The 16,411-nt window shown below is 54.1% G+C and carries 18 protein-coding genes and 1 pseudogene; 8 read left to right on the plus strand and 11 right to left on the minus strand.

All coding sequences use genetic code 11. From position 1 onward, the window contains the following. From RUH64_RS12315 to zapE, 6 genes and pseudogenes are all read right to left on the minus strand, one after another. Positions 1 to 83, minus strand: a pseudogene (locus RUH64_RS12315) (RNA polymerase-binding protein RbpA); the annotation flags it as partial. A 187-nt stretch (positions 84 to 270) separates the two neighbouring features. Beyond that, positions 271 to 1,197, minus strand: a complete 927-nt coding sequence (locus tag RUH64_RS12320; RefSeq protein WP_313813726.1) for an SPFH domain-containing protein — start codon at positions 1,195 to 1,197, stop codon at positions 271 to 273. A gap of 59 nt (positions 1,198 to 1,256) precedes the next feature. After that, positions 1,257 to 1,730: an NfeD family protein gene (locus RUH64_RS12325; protein ID WP_313813727.1), complete on the minus strand. Its 474-nt coding sequence runs from the start codon at positions 1,728 to 1,730 to the stop codon at positions 1,257 to 1,259. A 105-nt stretch (positions 1,731 to 1,835) separates the two neighbouring features. Then, on the minus strand, positions 1,836 to 2,684 hold the full coding sequence (locus RUH64_RS12330; RefSeq protein ID WP_313813728.1) for a putative RNA methyltransferase: 849 nt from the start codon (positions 2,682 to 2,684) through the stop codon (positions 1,836 to 1,838). Next, positions 2,684 to 3,322, minus strand: coding sequence for a peptide deformylase (locus RUH64_RS12335; protein WP_313813730.1), 639 nt, complete (start codon positions 3,320 to 3,322; stop codon positions 2,684 to 2,686). The genes RUH64_RS12330 and RUH64_RS12335 overlap by 1 nt, the downstream gene beginning before the upstream one ends. Positions 3,323 to 3,328: 6 nt before the next feature. Continuing rightward, positions 3,329 to 4,321 (minus strand): cell division protein ZapE, encoded by a 993-nt coding sequence (gene zapE / locus RUH64_RS12340; protein ID WP_313813731.1) that lies wholly within the window; start codon positions 4,319 to 4,321, stop codon positions 3,329 to 3,331. A 332-nt stretch (positions 4,322 to 4,653) separates the two neighbouring features. Here zapE and RUH64_RS12345 point away from each other — a divergent pair, with 332 nt between their 5' ends. Both RUH64_RS12345 and RUH64_RS12350 read left to right on the plus strand, forming a co-directional pair. Then, positions 4,654 to 5,007 (plus strand): metalloregulator ArsR/SmtB family transcription factor, encoded by a 354-nt coding sequence (locus RUH64_RS12345; RefSeq protein ID WP_313813732.1) that lies wholly within the window; start codon positions 4,654 to 4,656, stop codon positions 5,005 to 5,007. Between the two features lie 348 nt (positions 5,008 to 5,355). Further along, positions 5,356 to 6,315, plus strand: coding sequence for a hypothetical protein (locus tag RUH64_RS12350; protein WP_313813733.1), 960 nt, complete (start codon positions 5,356 to 5,358; stop codon positions 6,313 to 6,315). A 591-nt stretch (positions 6,316 to 6,906) separates the two neighbouring features. On the opposite strand, the gene RUH64_RS12355 is transcribed toward RUH64_RS12350, so the two are convergent. Both RUH64_RS12355 and RUH64_RS12360 read right to left on the minus strand, forming a co-directional pair. Next, a complete protein-coding gene (locus RUH64_RS12355; protein WP_313813734.1) occupies positions 6,907 to 7,071 on the minus strand; it encodes a hypothetical protein in 165 nt (54 codons plus the stop codon). 150 nt (positions 7,072 to 7,221) lie between these two features. Then, a complete protein-coding gene (locus RUH64_RS12360; RefSeq protein ID WP_313813735.1) occupies positions 7,222 to 8,253 on the minus strand; it encodes a bile acid:sodium symporter in 1,032 nt (343 codons plus the stop codon). A gap of 55 nt (positions 8,254 to 8,308) precedes the next feature. On the opposite strand from RUH64_RS12360, the gene RUH64_RS12365 reads away from it, so the two are divergent. Next, positions 8,309 to 8,692 (plus strand): DUF3054 domain-containing protein, encoded by a 384-nt coding sequence (locus RUH64_RS12365; protein ID WP_313813736.1) that lies wholly within the window; start codon positions 8,309 to 8,311, stop codon positions 8,690 to 8,692. Here the strand turns inward: RUH64_RS12365 and RUH64_RS12370 are convergent. Together RUH64_RS12370 and RUH64_RS12375 are read right to left on the minus strand one after the other, a co-directional pair. Continuing rightward, positions 8,672 to 9,214, minus strand: coding sequence for a hypothetical protein (locus RUH64_RS12370; protein ID WP_313813737.1), 543 nt, complete (start codon positions 9,212 to 9,214; stop codon positions 8,672 to 8,674). The genes RUH64_RS12365 and RUH64_RS12370 overlap by 21 nt on opposite strands. Before the next feature lie 6 nt (positions 9,215 to 9,220). Next, a complete protein-coding gene (locus tag RUH64_RS12375; protein WP_313813738.1) occupies positions 9,221 to 9,814 on the minus strand; it encodes a sigma factor-like helix-turn-helix DNA-binding protein in 594 nt (197 codons plus the stop codon). Positions 9,815 to 9,974: 160 nt separating this feature from the next. On the opposite strand from RUH64_RS12375, the gene RUH64_RS12380 reads away from it, so the two are divergent. Beyond that, positions 9,975 to 10,256 carry an Lrp/AsnC family transcriptional regulator gene (locus RUH64_RS12380; RefSeq protein ID WP_141361139.1) on the plus strand — a complete coding sequence of 94 codons (282 nt, stop codon included), beginning with the start codon at positions 9,975 to 9,977 and terminating at the stop codon, positions 10,254 to 10,256. A gap of 78 nt (positions 10,257 to 10,334) precedes the next feature. Here RUH64_RS12380 and trpD read toward each other — a convergent pair whose 3' ends face one another. Then, positions 10,335 to 11,402: an anthranilate phosphoribosyltransferase gene (gene trpD / locus RUH64_RS12385; protein ID WP_313813742.1), complete on the minus strand. Its 1,068-nt coding sequence runs from the start codon at positions 11,400 to 11,402 to the stop codon at positions 10,335 to 10,337. 288 nt (positions 11,403 to 11,690) lie between these two features. On the opposite strand from trpD, the gene RUH64_RS12390 reads away from it, so the two are divergent. The 4 genes from RUH64_RS12390 (at position 11,691) to RUH64_RS12405 (ending at position 15,995) form a co-directional block, all read left to right on the plus strand. Then, positions 11,691 to 12,329, plus strand: a complete 639-nt coding sequence (locus tag RUH64_RS12390) for a heme-copper oxidase subunit III (protein ID WP_313813744.1) — start codon at positions 11,691 to 11,693, stop codon at positions 12,327 to 12,329. 75 nt (positions 12,330 to 12,404) lie between these two features. Next, complete coding sequence (locus tag RUH64_RS12395) at positions 12,405 to 13,199, plus strand: cytochrome c (protein WP_313813746.1); 795 nt, start codon at positions 12,405 to 12,407, stop codon at positions 13,197 to 13,199. Positions 13,200 to 13,269: 70 nt separating this feature from the next. Further along, positions 13,270 to 14,325: a Rieske 2Fe-2S domain-containing protein gene (locus RUH64_RS12400; RefSeq protein ID WP_313813748.1), complete on the plus strand. Its 1,056-nt coding sequence runs from the start codon at positions 13,270 to 13,272 to the stop codon at positions 14,323 to 14,325. Beyond that, complete coding sequence (locus RUH64_RS12405; protein WP_313813750.1) at positions 14,325 to 15,995, plus strand: ubiquinol-cytochrome c reductase cytochrome b subunit; 1,671 nt, start codon at positions 14,325 to 14,327, stop codon at positions 15,993 to 15,995. Before RUH64_RS12400 ends, RUH64_RS12405 begins: the two co-directional genes overlap by 1 nt. Positions 15,996 to 16,411: the final 416 nt, after the last annotated feature.

Below are 16,411 nucleotides of genomic sequence, written 5' to 3' on the forward strand. Positions count from 1 at the left end.
TGACGGGCAGCCGGCTCCACACCTGCCTCAGATTCCATGCTCTGTGCACCCAGGCGCATGCCTCGTAGGCTGCGATCGCTCATGTTTTCCCTCCGCGATGTCTGTTTTATTCGCTACACGTACCAACGTTTGGCGCGTTGAACTAATTCCAGCAATTCAGGCTGAAGATTAATTCAGGCACCAAAACATCTATTATACGCGCCTGCGGCGAGGTGCAAGAGATGCACCTCGCCGCAATGTGACGTGATTGTCAAGAACCAAGCGTGTGGCCTAGAAGTTATCGCTTGATCCGGGAGCCTCAGGGCTCTTTGGTGGGTTCGTTCCGCCCAAGGCGCCGCCGATGCCCTTCAGCGCTTCGGTAAGTTCGCTTGGAATGACCCACAGGGTGTTGGAGGTACCTTCAGCCAGCTTCGGGAGCGTCTGCAGGTACTGGTACGCCAACAGCTCATGGTCCGGACGACCGGCGTGAATTGCGTCGAACACCTTCTGAATCGCCTGGGCTTCACCGTCCGCGCGAAGGATGGAGGCCTGGGCGTCGCCTTCTGCCTTGAGAATCGCGGCCTGACGTTCACCTTCAGCCGTGAGGATATCCGACTGCTTGGTTCCTTCAGCGGTGAGAATTGCTGCACGGCGATCTCGCTCAGCGCGCATCTGCTTCTCCATGGAGTCCTGAATGGACAGGGGAGGATCGATGGCCTTGAGCTCGACTCGTGAGACGCGGATGCCCCACTTGCCGGTGGCCTCATCAAGGACACCGCGTAACTGACCGTTGATCTGGTCGCGACTGGTCAGGGCCTCTTCCAGATTCAGCCCGCCAACGACGTTACGCAACGTGGTGGTGGTCAGCTGTTCTACGGCCTGAATGTAATTGGCGATTTCATAGGTCGCAGCCCGCGGCTCGGTGATTTGGAAGTACACCACGGTGTCGATGGAGACGACCAGGTTGTCCTCGGTAATCACCGGCTGTGGTGGGAACGAGACAACTTGTTCGCGCAGGTCCAGCAGTGGCAGCAGGCGATCCACAAATGGGATCAGGAGTGTAAGACCCGGGTTCAGGGTCCGGTTGTACTTGCCGAGGCGTTCGACAATGCCGGCACGTGCCTGAGGCACAATTCGGACACTGCGTAATAGCACGACGATCACGAAGATCGCCAGTACAACAAGGACGATGGTCAAGCCCAAACTGTTACCGCTCATGGTTTGTACTCTCTTTCCTTGTGCTTGAGTGATGGATGAACGTGTTGTGGGAAACGCTGCTAGGCTTCTGGCTTTTGCGGAGCGTTCTCCAGGTATGCAGTTGCACCGTCGATGCGGCTGACGATGGCATAGGTTCCGGGCATCATGGTCGGCACATTGGCCTCGGCCCGAGCCGTCCAAATCTCGCCCTGAATCTTTGCGGAACCCGACAAGCGGGACGTTGGCTCAAGGATGAGCGCATCTTTGCCGATCAGGCGATCGATGTTTGTACGGAACCCCTCGGGTGATTTCCGTAAATGTTTCACTGCGAGGGGGCGTACCAAAAGAATCATGAGCAGTGAAACTACACAGAAGACGACTACCTGGAGCCACACGGGACCGTCGAGCAACGCAACCGCCACACCGCCCAGGGCGCCGACTCCGAGCATGATGAAGTACAGATCGAGCGACAGCATCTCAATGATTGCCAAGAGCAAAAACAGTGCGAGCCAAATGACCCACGCGTTGTTGCCGATCCATTCTGCCGTTGTCATGGCATCCACCTTCGCTCTGTTCGATCAAAAGCCCGTTGCGTGTGGCCTTTGTTCTTATTCTGCCGTACACAGCCTCGGAAAGAAGTAGTCATTTTGGGGTATTTCCTAGCGGGAGTGCGCGAACAAATGTACGTCAAAGGATGCGTGGACGCGTCGCTGCTGCAAAGAATCGGTCGTCGTCCGAAGTGCGTCGGGTGAAAGATGGTGCCCCGCCGGTCCCATGAAGGCTAAGTCGAACAGGTCCCGGGAATCAAGCAGCATTTCATACTTCAGGTTTTGTGTACCTTGGTGGACAAGATTTTCAGTGGCGAACTTTTCTACGAGAATTTGTTGCTTGTCGGCACCGATGTTGAGCATGCCAAGTTCGTTTCGCACTTCCTCTAGATGATCCGGCGCTGCGGTGACGACAATGCAGAGTCCATTAGCTCGAAGAACTCGGGAAAACTCAGCAGGGTTATGGGGTGCAAAACAATTGAGAACTACATCGCGTGTGCGATTGCTCGTAGGCAACCTGCGCCAAACATCCCACACAATGGCAGTTGTGTTCGGCAGTTTGGCAGCGCGGCGCATGGCATATCTGGAAATATCCAACGCGATCGCATCTTGATGCGTCGATGGATGACGACGCAGCAGTTCGCCGAGGTAGTAGCCAGTTCCTGCCCCCGCGTCGAGCACGTTCAGGTTGGAACCAAGACCTTGATTCACCACAATTTCGGAAATCAAGTTCGCCAACGGGGCGTAGTGACCTCGCTCCTGAAAAGATTCGCGTGCGAGAACCATGGCTGCGGTGTCTTCGAGAAAGCTAGTGCCCTTGCCGGTTAAGAAATTGAAGTATCCCTGCTTCGCGGCGTCAAATCGGTGCCCCGTGGGGCACTGCAAGGTATTCCGAGGCTGCTTCACTTGCTCCAACGGTGCAGCGCATACCGGGCAATTGATGCTCGTCGATGCGGCCATCAGAATTCAAGCGCCTTCTTGGCAGACGCCACCGACAGCCCGTTGTGGCGCCACAACTCAGATTCATTGATCAGAGACCTAGTCACCGCCTTATCAACATAGACGGTGCCATAGAGGTGATCTGTTTCATGTTGGAAAATTCGTGCCTGCCAACCCGAGAACTCATTGCTGATCGGGCGCCCTGATCGATCCTCATAGCGAGCAGAAATATCTGCAGGTCGGATTACTACGCCTTGGAAACCATCAAAGGATAAGCATCCCTCATAGAATTCGGCGGTGCGTTCGCCCACCTGCCCATATGAAGGGTTGAAGATTTCAAGATACTCCATTGGCTTACGTTCGCGCTCAGCGGCCATGTCTTCGGGAATTTGGTAGAGATCTTCGAGAACAGCAATTTTCAGCGGGATGCCGATTTGGGGGGCCGCCAGGCCGACACCCGGCGCGTCATACATGGTCTCCCGCATGACCACAAGGAGCTTGTCCAAGAGATCGTCAGGTAACTGACCTGTATATGGCTGGGCATTTTGGCGTAGTACCGGATGCCCCAGCTGCACGATAGGGGCGACGTTCTCGTTCGCTGATTCAAGGACTTCTGAAACTATCTCAATCAGTTGTTCGGGGGAGTAGATAGGGGACATGATGAATTAGTTCGTCCGTTCTGGGTGGGAGTACGTCAATTCGGCAAGCCTAGAAACGAGCCGGTCTTTCTCTGTTTTGTGTAGCATATGGCCCAGCCGCTCCAGATTATCGCGAGCATAAAGATGCAGTTGCATATCTCGGTCGTAAAAGATGTCTAGCAGGTTGGCGAAACGGCGTTCCTCATCCATGGGAATCTCGGCGCTCCGAGGGATGTTCATGATGTGCCAGACCGCGTACCTCTGACTCAATTCTAAGTAGTCAACAGTGTTTCGCCGTGTTCCGCAAAGTTGAGCAAAATCAATCCAAATTGCGTCATTAAGGATGTGGGCGGAACCAATATGGTCATACCCAATTGAAACCTGAAGTGGGGCTACTTGTGGAAGGTCTGGAATCCTGTCGAGAGCCAAACTCCCAGCCCTGAATCCCGACGCCTTTGCGTCACCCGTTGACGGCAACGTGCGGTAGTCGACCTGGTGGTCTAACTCGAAGACTTCAAAGGTATTGTGAATCGTTGCAATGGTCGGCTGTACCAAGTGATGGAATGCTTCGTCATCCAGAAGGAGCTCGGGTGAATAATTGGAGGTCGTGACCATGAAGATTGATTGTTGGCTGCAGTATTTGACGAGTTTTGCCATCAACATGGCATCACCTGGTTCGGTGCAGTGGAACTCATCAAAAATCAGGACCTTTAGTCCCTGAAGCTCACGCTCGAGACCCCGTGTGAATATTGATCCGAGTCGTTCGCCGGGCACACGATTCTTGGGGGAATTTAAGTGATGGAAGAACTCGTGAAAATGAAATCTGGCTGTCGCGTGCTCAGGCAAGAGTTCCACTAGCGCGTTAATGACGACGGTTTTCCCACGACCAGGAGGGCCGTAGACATAGATTCCTTGCGTTGAGCATTTACGACCTCTACCCAGTGCGTTGTCCAATAGCTGGATCAGGCAACGCTGTGCGGGATCCGGGCTGATCTGTTTAATGGCAAGTTTCTCTGCCATTGAATCTGAAATTCCACTAGTTGCGAGACGAGTAAACGGCGGCAGGGGCATATCTAAATCTTCCCATTTGAGTTCCGGATGGCCAATTTTCCGCACGACCGGCTGAACCAGAAGAAGAGTGACCTCGAAAACAACTAACCGGCTCGAAACGGAAGTGAGAACTGTCGATAAGTGACTTAACCAGGGGAGTGGCGCACTCGTCCTGAAACATAGCGATGCTGGGATCTTTTTACCGCCCCTATTGTTTTAGCAGTTTCAGTGCGCATAATGGTCTCACTTACCTACGGGACCGGTGCCATGGCACAGTGAGCAACTAAGGGGCGTGCATCACGATGAGTGATTTTGCTGTTGAACCGATGCGCGATCAAATTATCGACAACGACTTGTTGGACATGTCGGTGCTGGTGCTCAAGACCCTTTCCGACCCCGCAAGATTACAACTTTTATGGGCCTTGTGCCTTGGAGATCGTACGCTTTCTGAACTGGCTCAGTTAGTTGGTGTGACGCCGAATGCCGCAAGTCAGTTGTTGACCAAGCTCCGGGCCGCCGGGGTATTGGACGCACATAAATCTGGACGTCACATGATTTATTCGATGCATGACGAGCATTCAAGGGAATTCGTACGTCAGACCTTGAACTTTGCGGAGCATCGACTGGCATTGGACAAGCAAAGTTCGGATCACTAGATACCTTTCCTACTGTGTCGAGCATTGCTTGTGTTGTCGACGGTCGCACCGATTGGAGTGCGTCATTAGCGGCGTTTAGTTCGAGTGTTGCCGAAATAAACCCAGGTTGCATAACTTTTGCCCTTAACGTGACCTAGCGCACCAATTGATAAATGCTAAAAGCCTGTTGCTAAGTCGTACCAGGATCGATTTTATAAACACTTGGAAAAATACCCCTAGGCGCTCTAGCGTAGGAGTAAATCCAAGTGCTAGGATAATTCCGGTTTATCGATTAGTGTTGGGCGGCTGGAAGACGTTGGGTCATTTCTACGAAAAGCTCTCGACATTTAGAACGCAAGGGCTTGTTTCATGAAAAAGATTCGAAGAGTCGCGGCCGGAATGGCGGCTGTAACTTTCGGTGCCACTATGTTGGTTGCGCCAGCAAATGCCGCTGATCCAGCGCCGTCCGTGAGTCCGAAGGCTTATTGTGAAGTGGGTCTGACGGCTTCTGATGCGGCTGGAAATTTCACGACATTTGCGTATTACCAGGCCAGTGACGGCACGGCGACTATTGACCAGCGCAAAACATGGGGGATTGGCAGCCTTGGTTTTGCTCCACAGGCGATGATCCAAAAATATGATACGACACCCAATGCTGATGGTTCGCGATACCGGATGTACTATGCCGTTCATCCGGATGGAACGTTGTACGTAGTGCAGACTCAGCCTGATGGAACCGTTAAAAAGACAGCGGTGAATAAGACTTGGGCTGGCATCAAGACGCTGACAGCTAACAGCAGCGCTAGCTATTGGACGGTCCCCAACTACGTTTATGCCATAACGACCTCCGGTGCGCTGAACCGGTATATTCAAGGGGCTGGAGTGTCGAATATGCGCAGCACCGTCAGAGTTTCTCCACGAGGTTGGGGGAGTTTGAAGGCGTTCTCGTACTCGCGCACCGAAGAGAGGGTTGGTTTTGGACGCGGTGATGTCATTTTGGCAACCGCCAGCGACGGCAGGCTTTTAGAGTACTTCATTCCACATTCAAGCCCCACGAAATGGACTAGCAAGGTTATCCGATCGAGTACATGGCAAAACATCACTGATGTTTCGATCGGTTATTGTTCGCATGCCGATGGCGTGCCATATCCGGAATCTTTGATTTACGATGCGAAAACCGTGTGGTTGGCTCGGCACGCAAACGGGAATTTGTATCTGTACTTGGATGCAAACCCGAAGGCCGCAAATCGTTCGTTGACAGGTTATGGGCCGATAACATCTGGTGGCATTGTCGGGGTCGATACCTTTGCGCTTGATTCTGGTGAGTAGCAGAGGTAACTAAAGTGCGGCCCAATATGCAGTGGGCCGCACTATGTCATTGAGTTGAAGAATTGGCGGCGATCTAGGGCTGTCAATCCAGAGCTACATGGGATCAATTCATTGATATCTGTGAAATTATGTCAACTTGCAGTGTTGTGAACACGAAAGTTGGCGAAACGGCATTTCGCGCTTTGGATGTAGCTTTTGCATTAATGCCGTAGTTTTCAATACGCCGGACGGCACTTTGGTTTCAGCATCCTGAATGTCTGGCATTACCGACAACTTGCTTCGATCCAGGGCATCAAGTTCCGCATCGCACATTGGTCGTTCGGCTCTGAACTTGCACTTTGGGACTGTATTAGATATTGCAAAATCACCCCTTAAATCCCGCGCTTATAGACCATAAGCAAAAGCCGATAATCTACATTATGTAAAGTAGTGGAAATGCGGGCGTCCCCCAGGGTCCATTTTGACGCACGAATTGCCGTCCATTTCAGTCCCAGAATTGCACGCTCAAAGCTTGGGTACTTGCGTCCGTTGCTTGTCGGTTCGACTGTTTCGTTAACACGGCTGCGTCGGCGTTGTTGACGCAGCAGAACATCAGTCCTCGGTCGCTGAATGATTCTTTTGATCAGCACCAAGGTATTCACGAGCGTCGATAATTCCTCGCTTGACGGCAGCTCTGACAACGCAGAACAGCACATAGAAAAAGACTGCTGTTGCCGTCACGAGTAGGATCAGTGAATTCAGCTCGGTAACGTCCATGTGTGGAAGCCTAGTCGAGTGTTGCACGATGATCTATGCCTTGCATCTGGCTGTAGATCGTTATGGAGCGGCCCATTAGCTCGCGCGCAGTGCAGGACGAAAACCTACTCCCCTAGCATTAAGTCAATTTGCCGGTTCTATTTCCAAGCATCAAACATCAGGTAGAAGACATGGAATCGCACGAGTGTATGCAAGCATGCCGAGCAATTCGACGACTGTTTGGCAGATGACGACAGCAGGTACCAGTGGATATTCGGCTGCCAGTGCCAACGCCAATGGCAGGATCACTAACGAATTTCTTGTCGCGCCAGAAAAGGCCACGGCCCGTTGAGACCGGAAATCAAGACCGATCCTTTTGGCAATAATGCCTCCCAAGGGCCCCATGATCAGCAGAAAGGCGACATAGATGGGTACGACGTACATCAACTGGCCGAAGTTGCCGGCGACCATGAAAAATTGAGAGCTGATTACCAAGAACAGCACAAGCATCATTAATGGAACCATCAAAAGATCCATGGTGTCGATGACAAGCGCTGGCCATCTCCAATGACTGGCCAAGAACTGAATTATCGCCGCCGCCACGAGCGGAAGTAAGATCAGGAACACAAAGGCCTCTATAAAGGGACGTGCATCCATTGATGCCAGAAACGTGCCACCGGTGAACCATGCAAGATAAATCGGCAATAGCAGTACTTGAAGCAACATGAGGACGGGGGTAGCTGCAAGGAGATTCTCATCTGCTCCCCCAGCTAGGCGCGTGAAAACGATGACGTAATCGACGCATGGTGCTAAAAGGACCAGCAACACGCCAATCGTAAGAGCTTCTTGCCCGGATACGGGTCGCGTCAGAACCAAAGCTACGAGGGGAACGAGCGCAAAATTTACGGCGGTCACAATAGCCAGAAAACGAAAATTCCTGAAAGACTCTAAGAACTTCCGCATCGGTACAGCCAAGAAAGTGGCGAAAAGCAATAAGGCGAGAACCGGGTTGATAGCCGTACTGAATGCCGCTGTGGTACCAGAGAAGACCGCGCTGGCGCCGATGCCGATGATGATTGCGATGAAGTAGAACCAAACTTGGCGAGTTTGGAAGAACACGCTTAGATGCTGCATGAAAAGTCTGTCGCTTTCTTTGTTCTTTCCAATTACCAAGTAGAGGCCACTCCCCCTTGGCTCTGCCATTGTTGATGGAATACTTCGATTCGAAGCGGCTCGTCACGAAGATTAGGATGGATGTATGGTCCCAAATAAACGTTCTTGGCTGCTCTGGGCCGCCGTCGACATCCTGCTCATCATTTTGTTTGCCCTGCTTGGCCGCCGCGAACACGAGCACGGCTTGGCTATAGGTGGAATCTTGTGGACCGCTTTGCCGTTCATGATCGGCTACGTGATTATGCTGTCGGTCTCTAGGCCGTGGCTGACGATTAGTAATCTTTGGCCGACCGGTGTGCTGGTATGGGTAGGAACTGTAGCTCTTGGAGTTGCGGCGCGGCTTTTGTTTGGATCCACGGCGGCCGTTTCATTCATCATCGTTGCCACGGTTGTCTTGGGAGTGTTCCTTATGGGGCGCCGCGCCATAACATCCTTAATTTCGAAGAAGTCAGCTCAGCAAAAGGCCTAGTCCATAGGCACCCGTAGCCACCAAGCCGCTGGAGAACGTTCCCAAGATGAACTGTTCGGCAGCTTGGTGGTTTTTCAGTTCGGCAAAGCGCCCGAGCCCCTTGACGGCTAGTACTACCGCAATTCCTTCAGGCCAAGAGGCCCATAAGCTCGCGACGATGGCAGTGCGTTCGAGCAGGCCTATCCATAAGCCGCCGCGAAGCAGGGAAGGTTCGATTTCAACAGCGGCAGTAGACGAAATACTTCGCGAAGCTAGCCTAAACAGGAGCTCAGTCAGCGGTCCCCCGAAGCTGATAGCAAAGACCACGCTGACGGCAATAGCTAGAACTTTGGGTACTTCCGGAGTCTCAACCAGTTTTGTACCAGTAATTCCCAGGACCATCGATGAAAGAGCCAGAATTGCCGCTGTGACGGTCAGGGTGGTGCACAGCTTCACCCGTGGGTTGGAGGATGCACCAATGAACGTTGCGGTCGCCGACGCCAGTGATGCAGCAATGAGTATGTACCAGGCAAGCCATAACATGTTGGTTTACTCCCCCAGTAGCTTCAATTGCCGTGCGAGGGACTTGGCGGACTCATCCATCATGCGATTCGCTTCAAACCACAGCGCTGCGGAAAGTCGTGAGGAAACGGCCTGTTGCGTAATTCCTAGTTGCTCGGCAATCTGTTGCTGGGTCATGCCCTCGTCGGCCAGAGTTCCTGCTTCCCACGCTGTGGCGCGGCGTTTTGAAACGATGCAGGCGGTCAGTTGCAATTCTGCTTCGAGACGGTTGGATTCGGTAGACGGGCCATGTACTGCAATGTGCGCATTCGTATTTTTTGCCCGTTCAACTGCTACTCGCGCAAATTCGAATGCTGGTCCCCTACCTGCACGTGTTTCTTTTGGAAGCGGTGTTTCGACCTGCCCGAATCCAAGGCCAACGCTCCAGTCCCCCGATGCCGCCATCATGACTGCTAGCCGGATCGCCTCCGAAGCGTTGTCTAGTACAGCTTGTACTTCATCGCCGGCAGTTCTCTGGAATGGCCGCACCACGGGTACCGTTGCATTAGCCTGTTTGACTAGCGCCTCGACCTTGTCCTCCGAAGATCGCGAACGTCTCTGGTCAATCGTCAATACAATCATGAGACAATGCTAAAACATTGTTTAACTATTTACAAAATAAAACCATTGTTCTTCTTTGCGTCAGACGATTAAGTTTGAGCCAATTCAGGGCCGATCTCGACTAGAGTTGAAATTAATAAACCACCCGAGGATTTCGGGATAGAAGCGTTGAGAGGTATTAATGGTCACCGCATTTGTTATGATTCAGACGGCTACTGACAGCATCCCTGAATGTGCCCAACAGATCTCTGAGATTGATGGGATTCGAGAGGTTTACTCGGTTGCTGGCGACTGGGATCTAATCGCTATTGCGCACGTTCACAAACATGAAGATCTAGCCGAAGTGATCGCCAATCGACTCTCAAAGATCCCGGGCATTCGTGGAACTCAGACTCACATTGCTTTCCGTGCCTATTCGACCCATGACTTGGATGCGGCCTTTTCGCTTGATCTGGGCGAATAGCGAGATCTTCCGCAATATTAGAGGGCTTTGGTTCCGTGCTTGTAGCGCGCTGAACCAAAGCCCTCAATTGTATCTAAACTAACGTCCGACGATCTCCATCGTCGTTGTCGACCAAGTGTCTAGTACGCGCCCGGCAGCGCCGGAATCGATGGAATCTGCCGCCCGCAGTAGGGCTGCCTTCATCCGCTCCTCGAATGGAGTATCGGCAGATTCATCAAAAGCCACCATTCCGGCTGCAGCGTTGATCAGGACGGCATCACGGACCGGGCCAGTCTCACCGTGGACAATCCTTCTGACAACCTCCGCATTATGTAGGGCGTCGCCGCCACGGAGCTCGGTCAGAGTAGTGCGTGGAATGCCAACACTCTGAGGGTCAAAGGAGAACTCGGTGACCTGTCCGTCGCGGACTTCCCAGACACGATTTGACGCGGTGGTGGTCATTTCGTCGAGGCCGTCCTCGCCTCTGAATACCAGGCCTCGAACTCCGCGGCTTGCCAATACTCCAGCCATGATGGGCGCCATGACCAGATCTGAACACCCAATGGCAGAGGCCGAGGGCAGGGCAGGATTGGTCAATGGCCCCATGAAATTGAAAGCCGTTGGGATGCGAAGCTGACGTCGAGCAGCTGCTACGTGCTTCATCGACGGATGGAACACGTTGGCGAAGCAGAACGCAATACCAACCTTGTTATAGACCTCTACAAGGCGGTCGATTGGTACGTCAAGACGAACATCCAAAGCTTCCAGCACGTCGGCCGATCCCGACGAGGAAGATGAGGCTCGATTTCCGTGTTTAACTATGTTCACACCGGCGCCAGCGCAGACCAGGGTGGCCATCGTTGAAATGTTGACGGTGTTCTGACGATCGCCGCCCGTTCCTACAATGTCCAAAGTTGGTGCATTGACGCGAAGGGGCCTGGCGTTTGCCACCATGGAGTCCACCAGGCCGGTCAATTCGGCAACGGTCTCCCCCTTGGCGCGCAGCGCGACCAAAAAGCCTGCGATTTGTACATCGCTCGCTTCGCCGTTCATGATCTCGTTCATCGCCCAACCGGCCTCGGACCGGCTAAGATCACCGCCGGAAATCAAGGTGGCCAGCAAATCTGGCCAGGTCGGGAACTTTTCGTTTTCAAGGCTCGTTGACACGTATGTAAGCCTATCGAGATCGCCGTAGTCCAGCCCAATTCATTTCTTAAGATGATGTGGCCCAAGTCGCTGTTTTTCGGCAGAAATTCGCGCATAATTACGTCATGGGCTTGTTGCATAAATGAATATTGCGAGAGACGCGCCGGATGTCGCTCTACGAATTGTAGAAAGAGTTTTATTCAAACTTCCCCGTGTTTCCGCGGATGTTCGAACGGTGTGGCAGAAGAAACCTCTGTCAGGCCCCGTTTGCATTGGTATCTGAGCCCTATTTAGAGACATAATGTCAGTGTGACAACTGCGACTCATGCCCCAAATACGACGGCGCCTCATGCGCCGAACCGCCCAAACATGGTGTCGGTGGGAACGATGGTGTGGCTCTCCAGCGAGCTCATGTTCTTCGCCGCCCTCTTCGCCATGTACTTCAGCATTCGTGCTGCCGCGCCCGAACTCTGGGCGACTGAAACTGCCAAGCTGAACGTACCGTTCGCGTTGGTCAACACCTTGATTCTGGTGTCCAGCTCGTTCACGTGCCAGATCGGCGTATTCAAAGCTGAGGCCTTCAAGCCTCGCCGCACTGGCGGAATCTTTAACCTCAAGGAATGGGGAATGATCGAATGGTTCATTCTCACCTTCTTCCTTGGGGCTATCTTCGTTTCCGTTCAGGCATTTGAATACGTAACCCTCGTTCACGAGGGTGTCGCTCTGAACTCCAACGGTTACGGTTCAGTGTTCTACATGACTACTGGCTTCCACGGACTTCACGTCACCGGCGGCCTGATTGCGTTCTTGCTGATCATTGGTCGTGCAATGCTCGCGAAGAAGTTTGGTCACTTTGAAGCAACCGGCGCCATCGTCGTGTCCTACTACTGGCACTTCGTTGACGTTGTCTGGATTGCTCTGTTCGCGATCATCTACTTCCTGAAGTAGGCAACTAACATTCACCAGTTGCCTCCACAGAAGTACGGCAACACCACACCAAGAAATTAAGTGAGGAACCAGCAAGTGAAGGCTCTTTCAACAAAGCGCCGCCACCCGCTCGCCGCTGTGGCCCTGCTGTTATTCGGATTGCTGGTCACCGGCAGTCTTTACATTGCAGCGGGCAGCATCAGCGAAGCAAAGGCTGCAGAGACCACTACTGCATCTCAGTCCGACATCGACGAGGGCGGCAAGCTCTTCGTTGCTAACTGTGCAACCTGCCACGGCCTGAAGGCCCAGGGCAGCGACTCGGGTCCATCGCTGATCGGCGTTGGCGCCGCTGCGGTTGACTTCCAGGTCGGCACCGGTCGTATGCCGATGCAGATGCAGGGCCCACAGGCTCAGGCGAAGCCGGTGCAGTTCAACGATGAACAGATTTCCCAGCTGTCGGCATATGTTGCCAGCCTCGGTGCAGGCCCCGCTATCCCGGATGAGGAAAGCCTGGATACGACTAAGGGCAATGCAGCCCACGGCGGTACCGTGTTCCGCGTGAACTGCGCCATGTGCCACAACGCTGCAGCAGCCGGTGGTGCACTGACCCGCGGCAAGTTCGCACCGACCCTGGTCGGCGTCAGCGAGAAGCACATTTACGAAGCGATGGCTACCGGCCCACAGAACATGCCTGTGTTCAACGACTCGAACATCACCCCGGATGAGAAGCGTGACGTGATCACCTTCCTGAAGACCATTGAAGCTAATGGCACCGCCGGCGGTCTTGCTCTAGGATCGCTTGGTCCAGTGGCTGAAGGTCTGTTCATCTGGACCGCTGGTCTGGGTATCGTTATCGCCTTCACCATTTGGTTGACCTCGCGTCCTTCCTAAGGCACTCACGGCTTACGGCCGTAAACATCACTACGTACAAAAATTCCTAACAGAAGGATGAGAGAGAAACATGGGCGACCATAGTCACGGCAGTCCCGAAAATTCGGGCACCGTTGCTAAGGCTGACGATGTGGCTCAGGATCGCTTCCCTGATCCAGGACTACCGCCGCACCGTCCGCGTCTCGCAGATCGCGACCCGCGCGCAGCCAAGCGACACGAGCGTCAAGTAGCGCTCCTATTTACCATCTCCATCATCGGCACGCTGTTCTTCTTTGTGTCCTACTTCGTCCTGGGCAGCCTGGGCGAGATGACCTTTGCTGAACTCCGCATTCAGAATGCTGCACTTGGTCTGGGCACCGCCTTTGCGATGCTCGGCATCGGTGTAGGCATTGTGCACTGGGCCAAGACCCTCATGCCGGATCACGAGCTTGTTGAAAGCCGCCACGAGATCCGCACCGAAGAGGACCGTCAGGATGCAGTCGAGATCGTCGACACCATCATTGACGAATCGGGCATCAAGCGCCGTCCGTTGATCCGCAACACCCTGATTGGTGCCATTGCCTTGGCTCCGATCCCAGCGATCTTTATGTTCCGCGACCTGGACCGCACCGGTAACACCGCAAGCCAGATGGTCGACTCCCTGCGCCACACCATGTGGGACACGGGCGTCCGTCTGACCCGCGACCCATCCGGTACCCCAATCAAGGCCTCGGACGTCCAGATCGGTTCGGCATTCCATGTCATTCCTGAAGGTCTGAACGAAGCCGAAAACGTACTGAACGAAAAGGCCAAGGCTGTCGTTCTGCTGATGCGTATGGATCCAGCAGAAATGAACATCTCCGAGGGTCGCGAGGACTGGAACGTCGACGGCATCGTCGCGTACTCCAAGATCTGCACCCACGTTGGCTGCCCGATCGCACTGTACGAGCAGCACACCCACCACCTGCTGTGCCCCTGCCACCAGTCGACCTTCGACCTCACCAACGAGTGTAAGGTCATCTTCGGTCCGGCAGGTCACGCACTTCCGCAGTTGCCAATTACCGTGGATGCCGACGGCTACCTTGTAGCTCAGTCCGATTTCCATGAGCCAGTTGGCCCGGCCTACTGGGAGCGTGGAAAGAACTAATGACGACTACTAACGAGTTCACTGCGTCGACCAAGACCGGCCGCCTGGCCGACTTCGTCGACTCCCGTGTTGGTGCTTCAGGCATCGTCAAGGAATTCGGCCGTAAGATCTTCCCTGATCACTGGTCGTTCATGTTCGGTGAAGTGGCGCTGTACTGCTTTGTGCTGTTGCTGCTCTCGGGCACCTTCCTGACGTTCTTCTTCGACCCATCGATGGCACACGTTGTCTACGAAGGTTCGTACGTACCGCTGAAGGGCATCGGCATGTCGACGGCTATGGCCTCGACCCTCGATATTTCCTTCGACGTCCGCGGTGGCCTGTTCATGCGACAGGTACACCACTGGTCGGCACTGCTGTTCGTTGCTTCCCTGTCCGTGCACATGCTGCGCGTATTCTTCACCGGCGCGTTCCGTCGCCCGCGTGAACTGAACTGGGTTGTCGGCGGCGTGCTGCTGATCATGGGCCTGGCTGCAGGCTTCACCGGCTACTCGCTTCCAGATGATCTGCTTTCCGGTAACGGTCTGCGCATTATCGATGGCGTGATGAAGTCGATCCCTGTGATCGGTACCTACCTGTCGATGTTCTTCTTCGGCGGAGAGTTCCCCGGCGAGCACGTGATTCCACGTCTGTACTCGCTGCACATCATGATTGTTCCTGCAGTCATCATCCTGCTTCTGGTCATCCACCTGTTCATGGTGGTTACCCACAAGCACACCCAGTACCCTGGTCCAGGCCGCACCAACGACAACGTTGTCGGCTTCCCAGTTGGTCCTGTATACGCTGCCAAGGCTGGTGGATTCTTCTTCATCATCTTCGGCATCATTGCCACCATCTCCGGTCTGGTACAGATCAACCCGGTGTGGAACTACGGTCCATACGATCCGTCCCCTGTTTCGGCTGGTACCCAGCCTGACTGGTACATCGGTTTCGTTGACGGCGCGCTGCGCCTGATGCCAGGTGTTCTGGGCAACTTCAGCTTCGAGTGGAACATTCCATTCCCATGGGGCTCGAACACTCTGGTTCTCTCGGTTCTGCTTCCTGCTCTGGTACCTGCAGGCGCACTGTTCACCGTCATGTTCGCATGGCCATGGATTGAGCGTTGGGTCACCAAGGACAACCGCGAACACCACCTGCTGGATCGTCCGCGTAACGCACCGTTCCGTACCGCAATGGGTGCAGCCGGCGTTGTCTTCTACTCGGTCATGTGGGCAGCTGCTTCATCTGACTTGATTGCAACCCACTTCCACGTGGCACTGAACGACGTCACCTACTGGCTGCGTACGCTCTTCTTCATCGGCCCAATCATTGCCTTCTGGCTGACCCGCCGCATTTGCCTGTCGCTGCAGCGCAAGGATCGAGAGATCGTGCTGCACGGCCGCGAAGCCGGCATCATCCAGATGTCTCCTGAGGGCGGCTTCTCTGAGAAGCACGAGGAAGTTGACGTTTACAAGCGCTACCTGTTGACGAACTTCAACGACAACAAGTACATTCCGGCCCAGCCGGATGCTGCAGGACACATCTCCCGCTCGGAGAAGCGTCGTGCAAAGATCTCGAAGTTCTTCTTCGAAGATCGCGTCGCACCGGTCACCCCGTCGGAGCTGGAAGCTGCACATGCAGCTCACGGCCACCACGAGGTTGAAGGCGACAAGCAGGACTCGATCGAGAAGTAATCTCGACTCGCACTAGTCACAAAACGAGGGACATACCATTCGGTATGTCCCTCGTTTGGTTAAGCCGAAGTTCTCAAGCCCCTCAGCGCTCTCAGGCGCGTTCCTACTCACTAAGGTGCACTTCCCCGCGTCCGAGCCGTTTTGAATCGCTCAGTGCCGCTTCAGAGCCTTCTGAGCCCGCGGCGAATCTTCGTCGCTTCATGCTGCAAAACCAGAGCTCAGGGTCGAGGGGAATTCCCAAGCCCATCGCAGCTCATTGCTACTGCTGGACGGCGATTACATATAGCTTCCCGTTGACGAAGAACTTCGTACTCTGTCACGTACGAAATGACGCCCCTGTTGAGTTGGAGTCAATGGGCCGACCCGCGCCAAATCTTAGCTATTCTCGGCACCGGGCGTCTTGCCATGGGCGGCAG

Origin of the sequence: Glutamicibacter sp., assembly GCF_032154645.1 — a bacterium.
Lineage (GTDB): Bacteria > Actinomycetota > Actinomycetes > Actinomycetales > Micrococcaceae > Glutamicibacter.

Excerpts from the sequence above, each read along its gene's own strand:
- RUH64_RS12320 (WP_313813726.1), bottom strand. The coding sequence starts at position 1,197 with ATGAGCGGTAACAGTTTGGGCTTGACCATCGTCCTTGTTGTACTGGCG.
- RUH64_RS12325 (WP_313813727.1), bottom strand. The coding sequence starts at position 1,730 with ATGACAACGGCAGAATGGATCGGCAACAACGCGTGGGTCATTTGGCTC.
- RUH64_RS12330 (WP_313813728.1), bottom strand. The coding sequence starts at position 2,684 with ATGGCCGCATCGACGAGCATCAATTGCCCGGTATGCGCTGCACCGTTG.
- RUH64_RS12335 (WP_313813730.1), bottom strand. The coding sequence starts at position 3,322 with ATGTCCCCTATCTACTCCCCCGAACAACTGATTGAGATAGTTTCAGAA.
- zapE (WP_313813731.1), bottom strand. The coding sequence starts at position 4,321 with ATGGCAGAGAAACTTGCCATTAAACAGATCAGCCCGGATCCCGCACAG.
- RUH64_RS12345 (WP_313813732.1), top strand. The coding sequence starts at position 4,654 with ATGAGTGATTTTGCTGTTGAACCGATGCGCGATCAAATTATCGACAAC.
- RUH64_RS12350 (WP_313813733.1), top strand. The coding sequence starts at position 5,356 with ATGAAAAAGATTCGAAGAGTCGCGGCCGGAATGGCGGCTGTAACTTTC.
- RUH64_RS12355 (WP_313813734.1), bottom strand. The coding sequence starts at position 7,071 with ATGGACGTTACCGAGCTGAATTCACTGATCCTACTCGTGACGGCAACA.
- RUH64_RS12360 (WP_313813735.1), bottom strand. The coding sequence starts at position 8,253 with ATGGCAGAGCCAAGGGGGAGTGGCCTCTACTTGGTAATTGGAAAGAAC.
- RUH64_RS12365 (WP_313813736.1), top strand. The coding sequence starts at position 8,309 with ATGGTCCCAAATAAACGTTCTTGGCTGCTCTGGGCCGCCGTCGACATC.
- RUH64_RS12370 (WP_313813737.1), bottom strand. The coding sequence starts at position 9,214 with ATGTTATGGCTTGCCTGGTACATACTCATTGCTGCATCACTGGCGTCG.
- RUH64_RS12375 (WP_313813738.1), bottom strand. The coding sequence starts at position 9,814 with ATGATTGTATTGACGATTGACCAGAGACGTTCGCGATCTTCGGAGGAC.
- RUH64_RS12380 (WP_141361139.1), top strand. The coding sequence starts at position 9,975 with ATGGTCACCGCATTTGTTATGATTCAGACGGCTACTGACAGCATCCCT.
- RUH64_RS12400 (WP_313813748.1), top strand. The coding sequence starts at position 13,270 with ATGGGCGACCATAGTCACGGCAGTCCCGAAAATTCGGGCACCGTTGCT.
- RUH64_RS12405 (WP_313813750.1), top strand. The coding sequence starts at position 14,325 with ATGACGACTACTAACGAGTTCACTGCGTCGACCAAGACCGGCCGCCTG.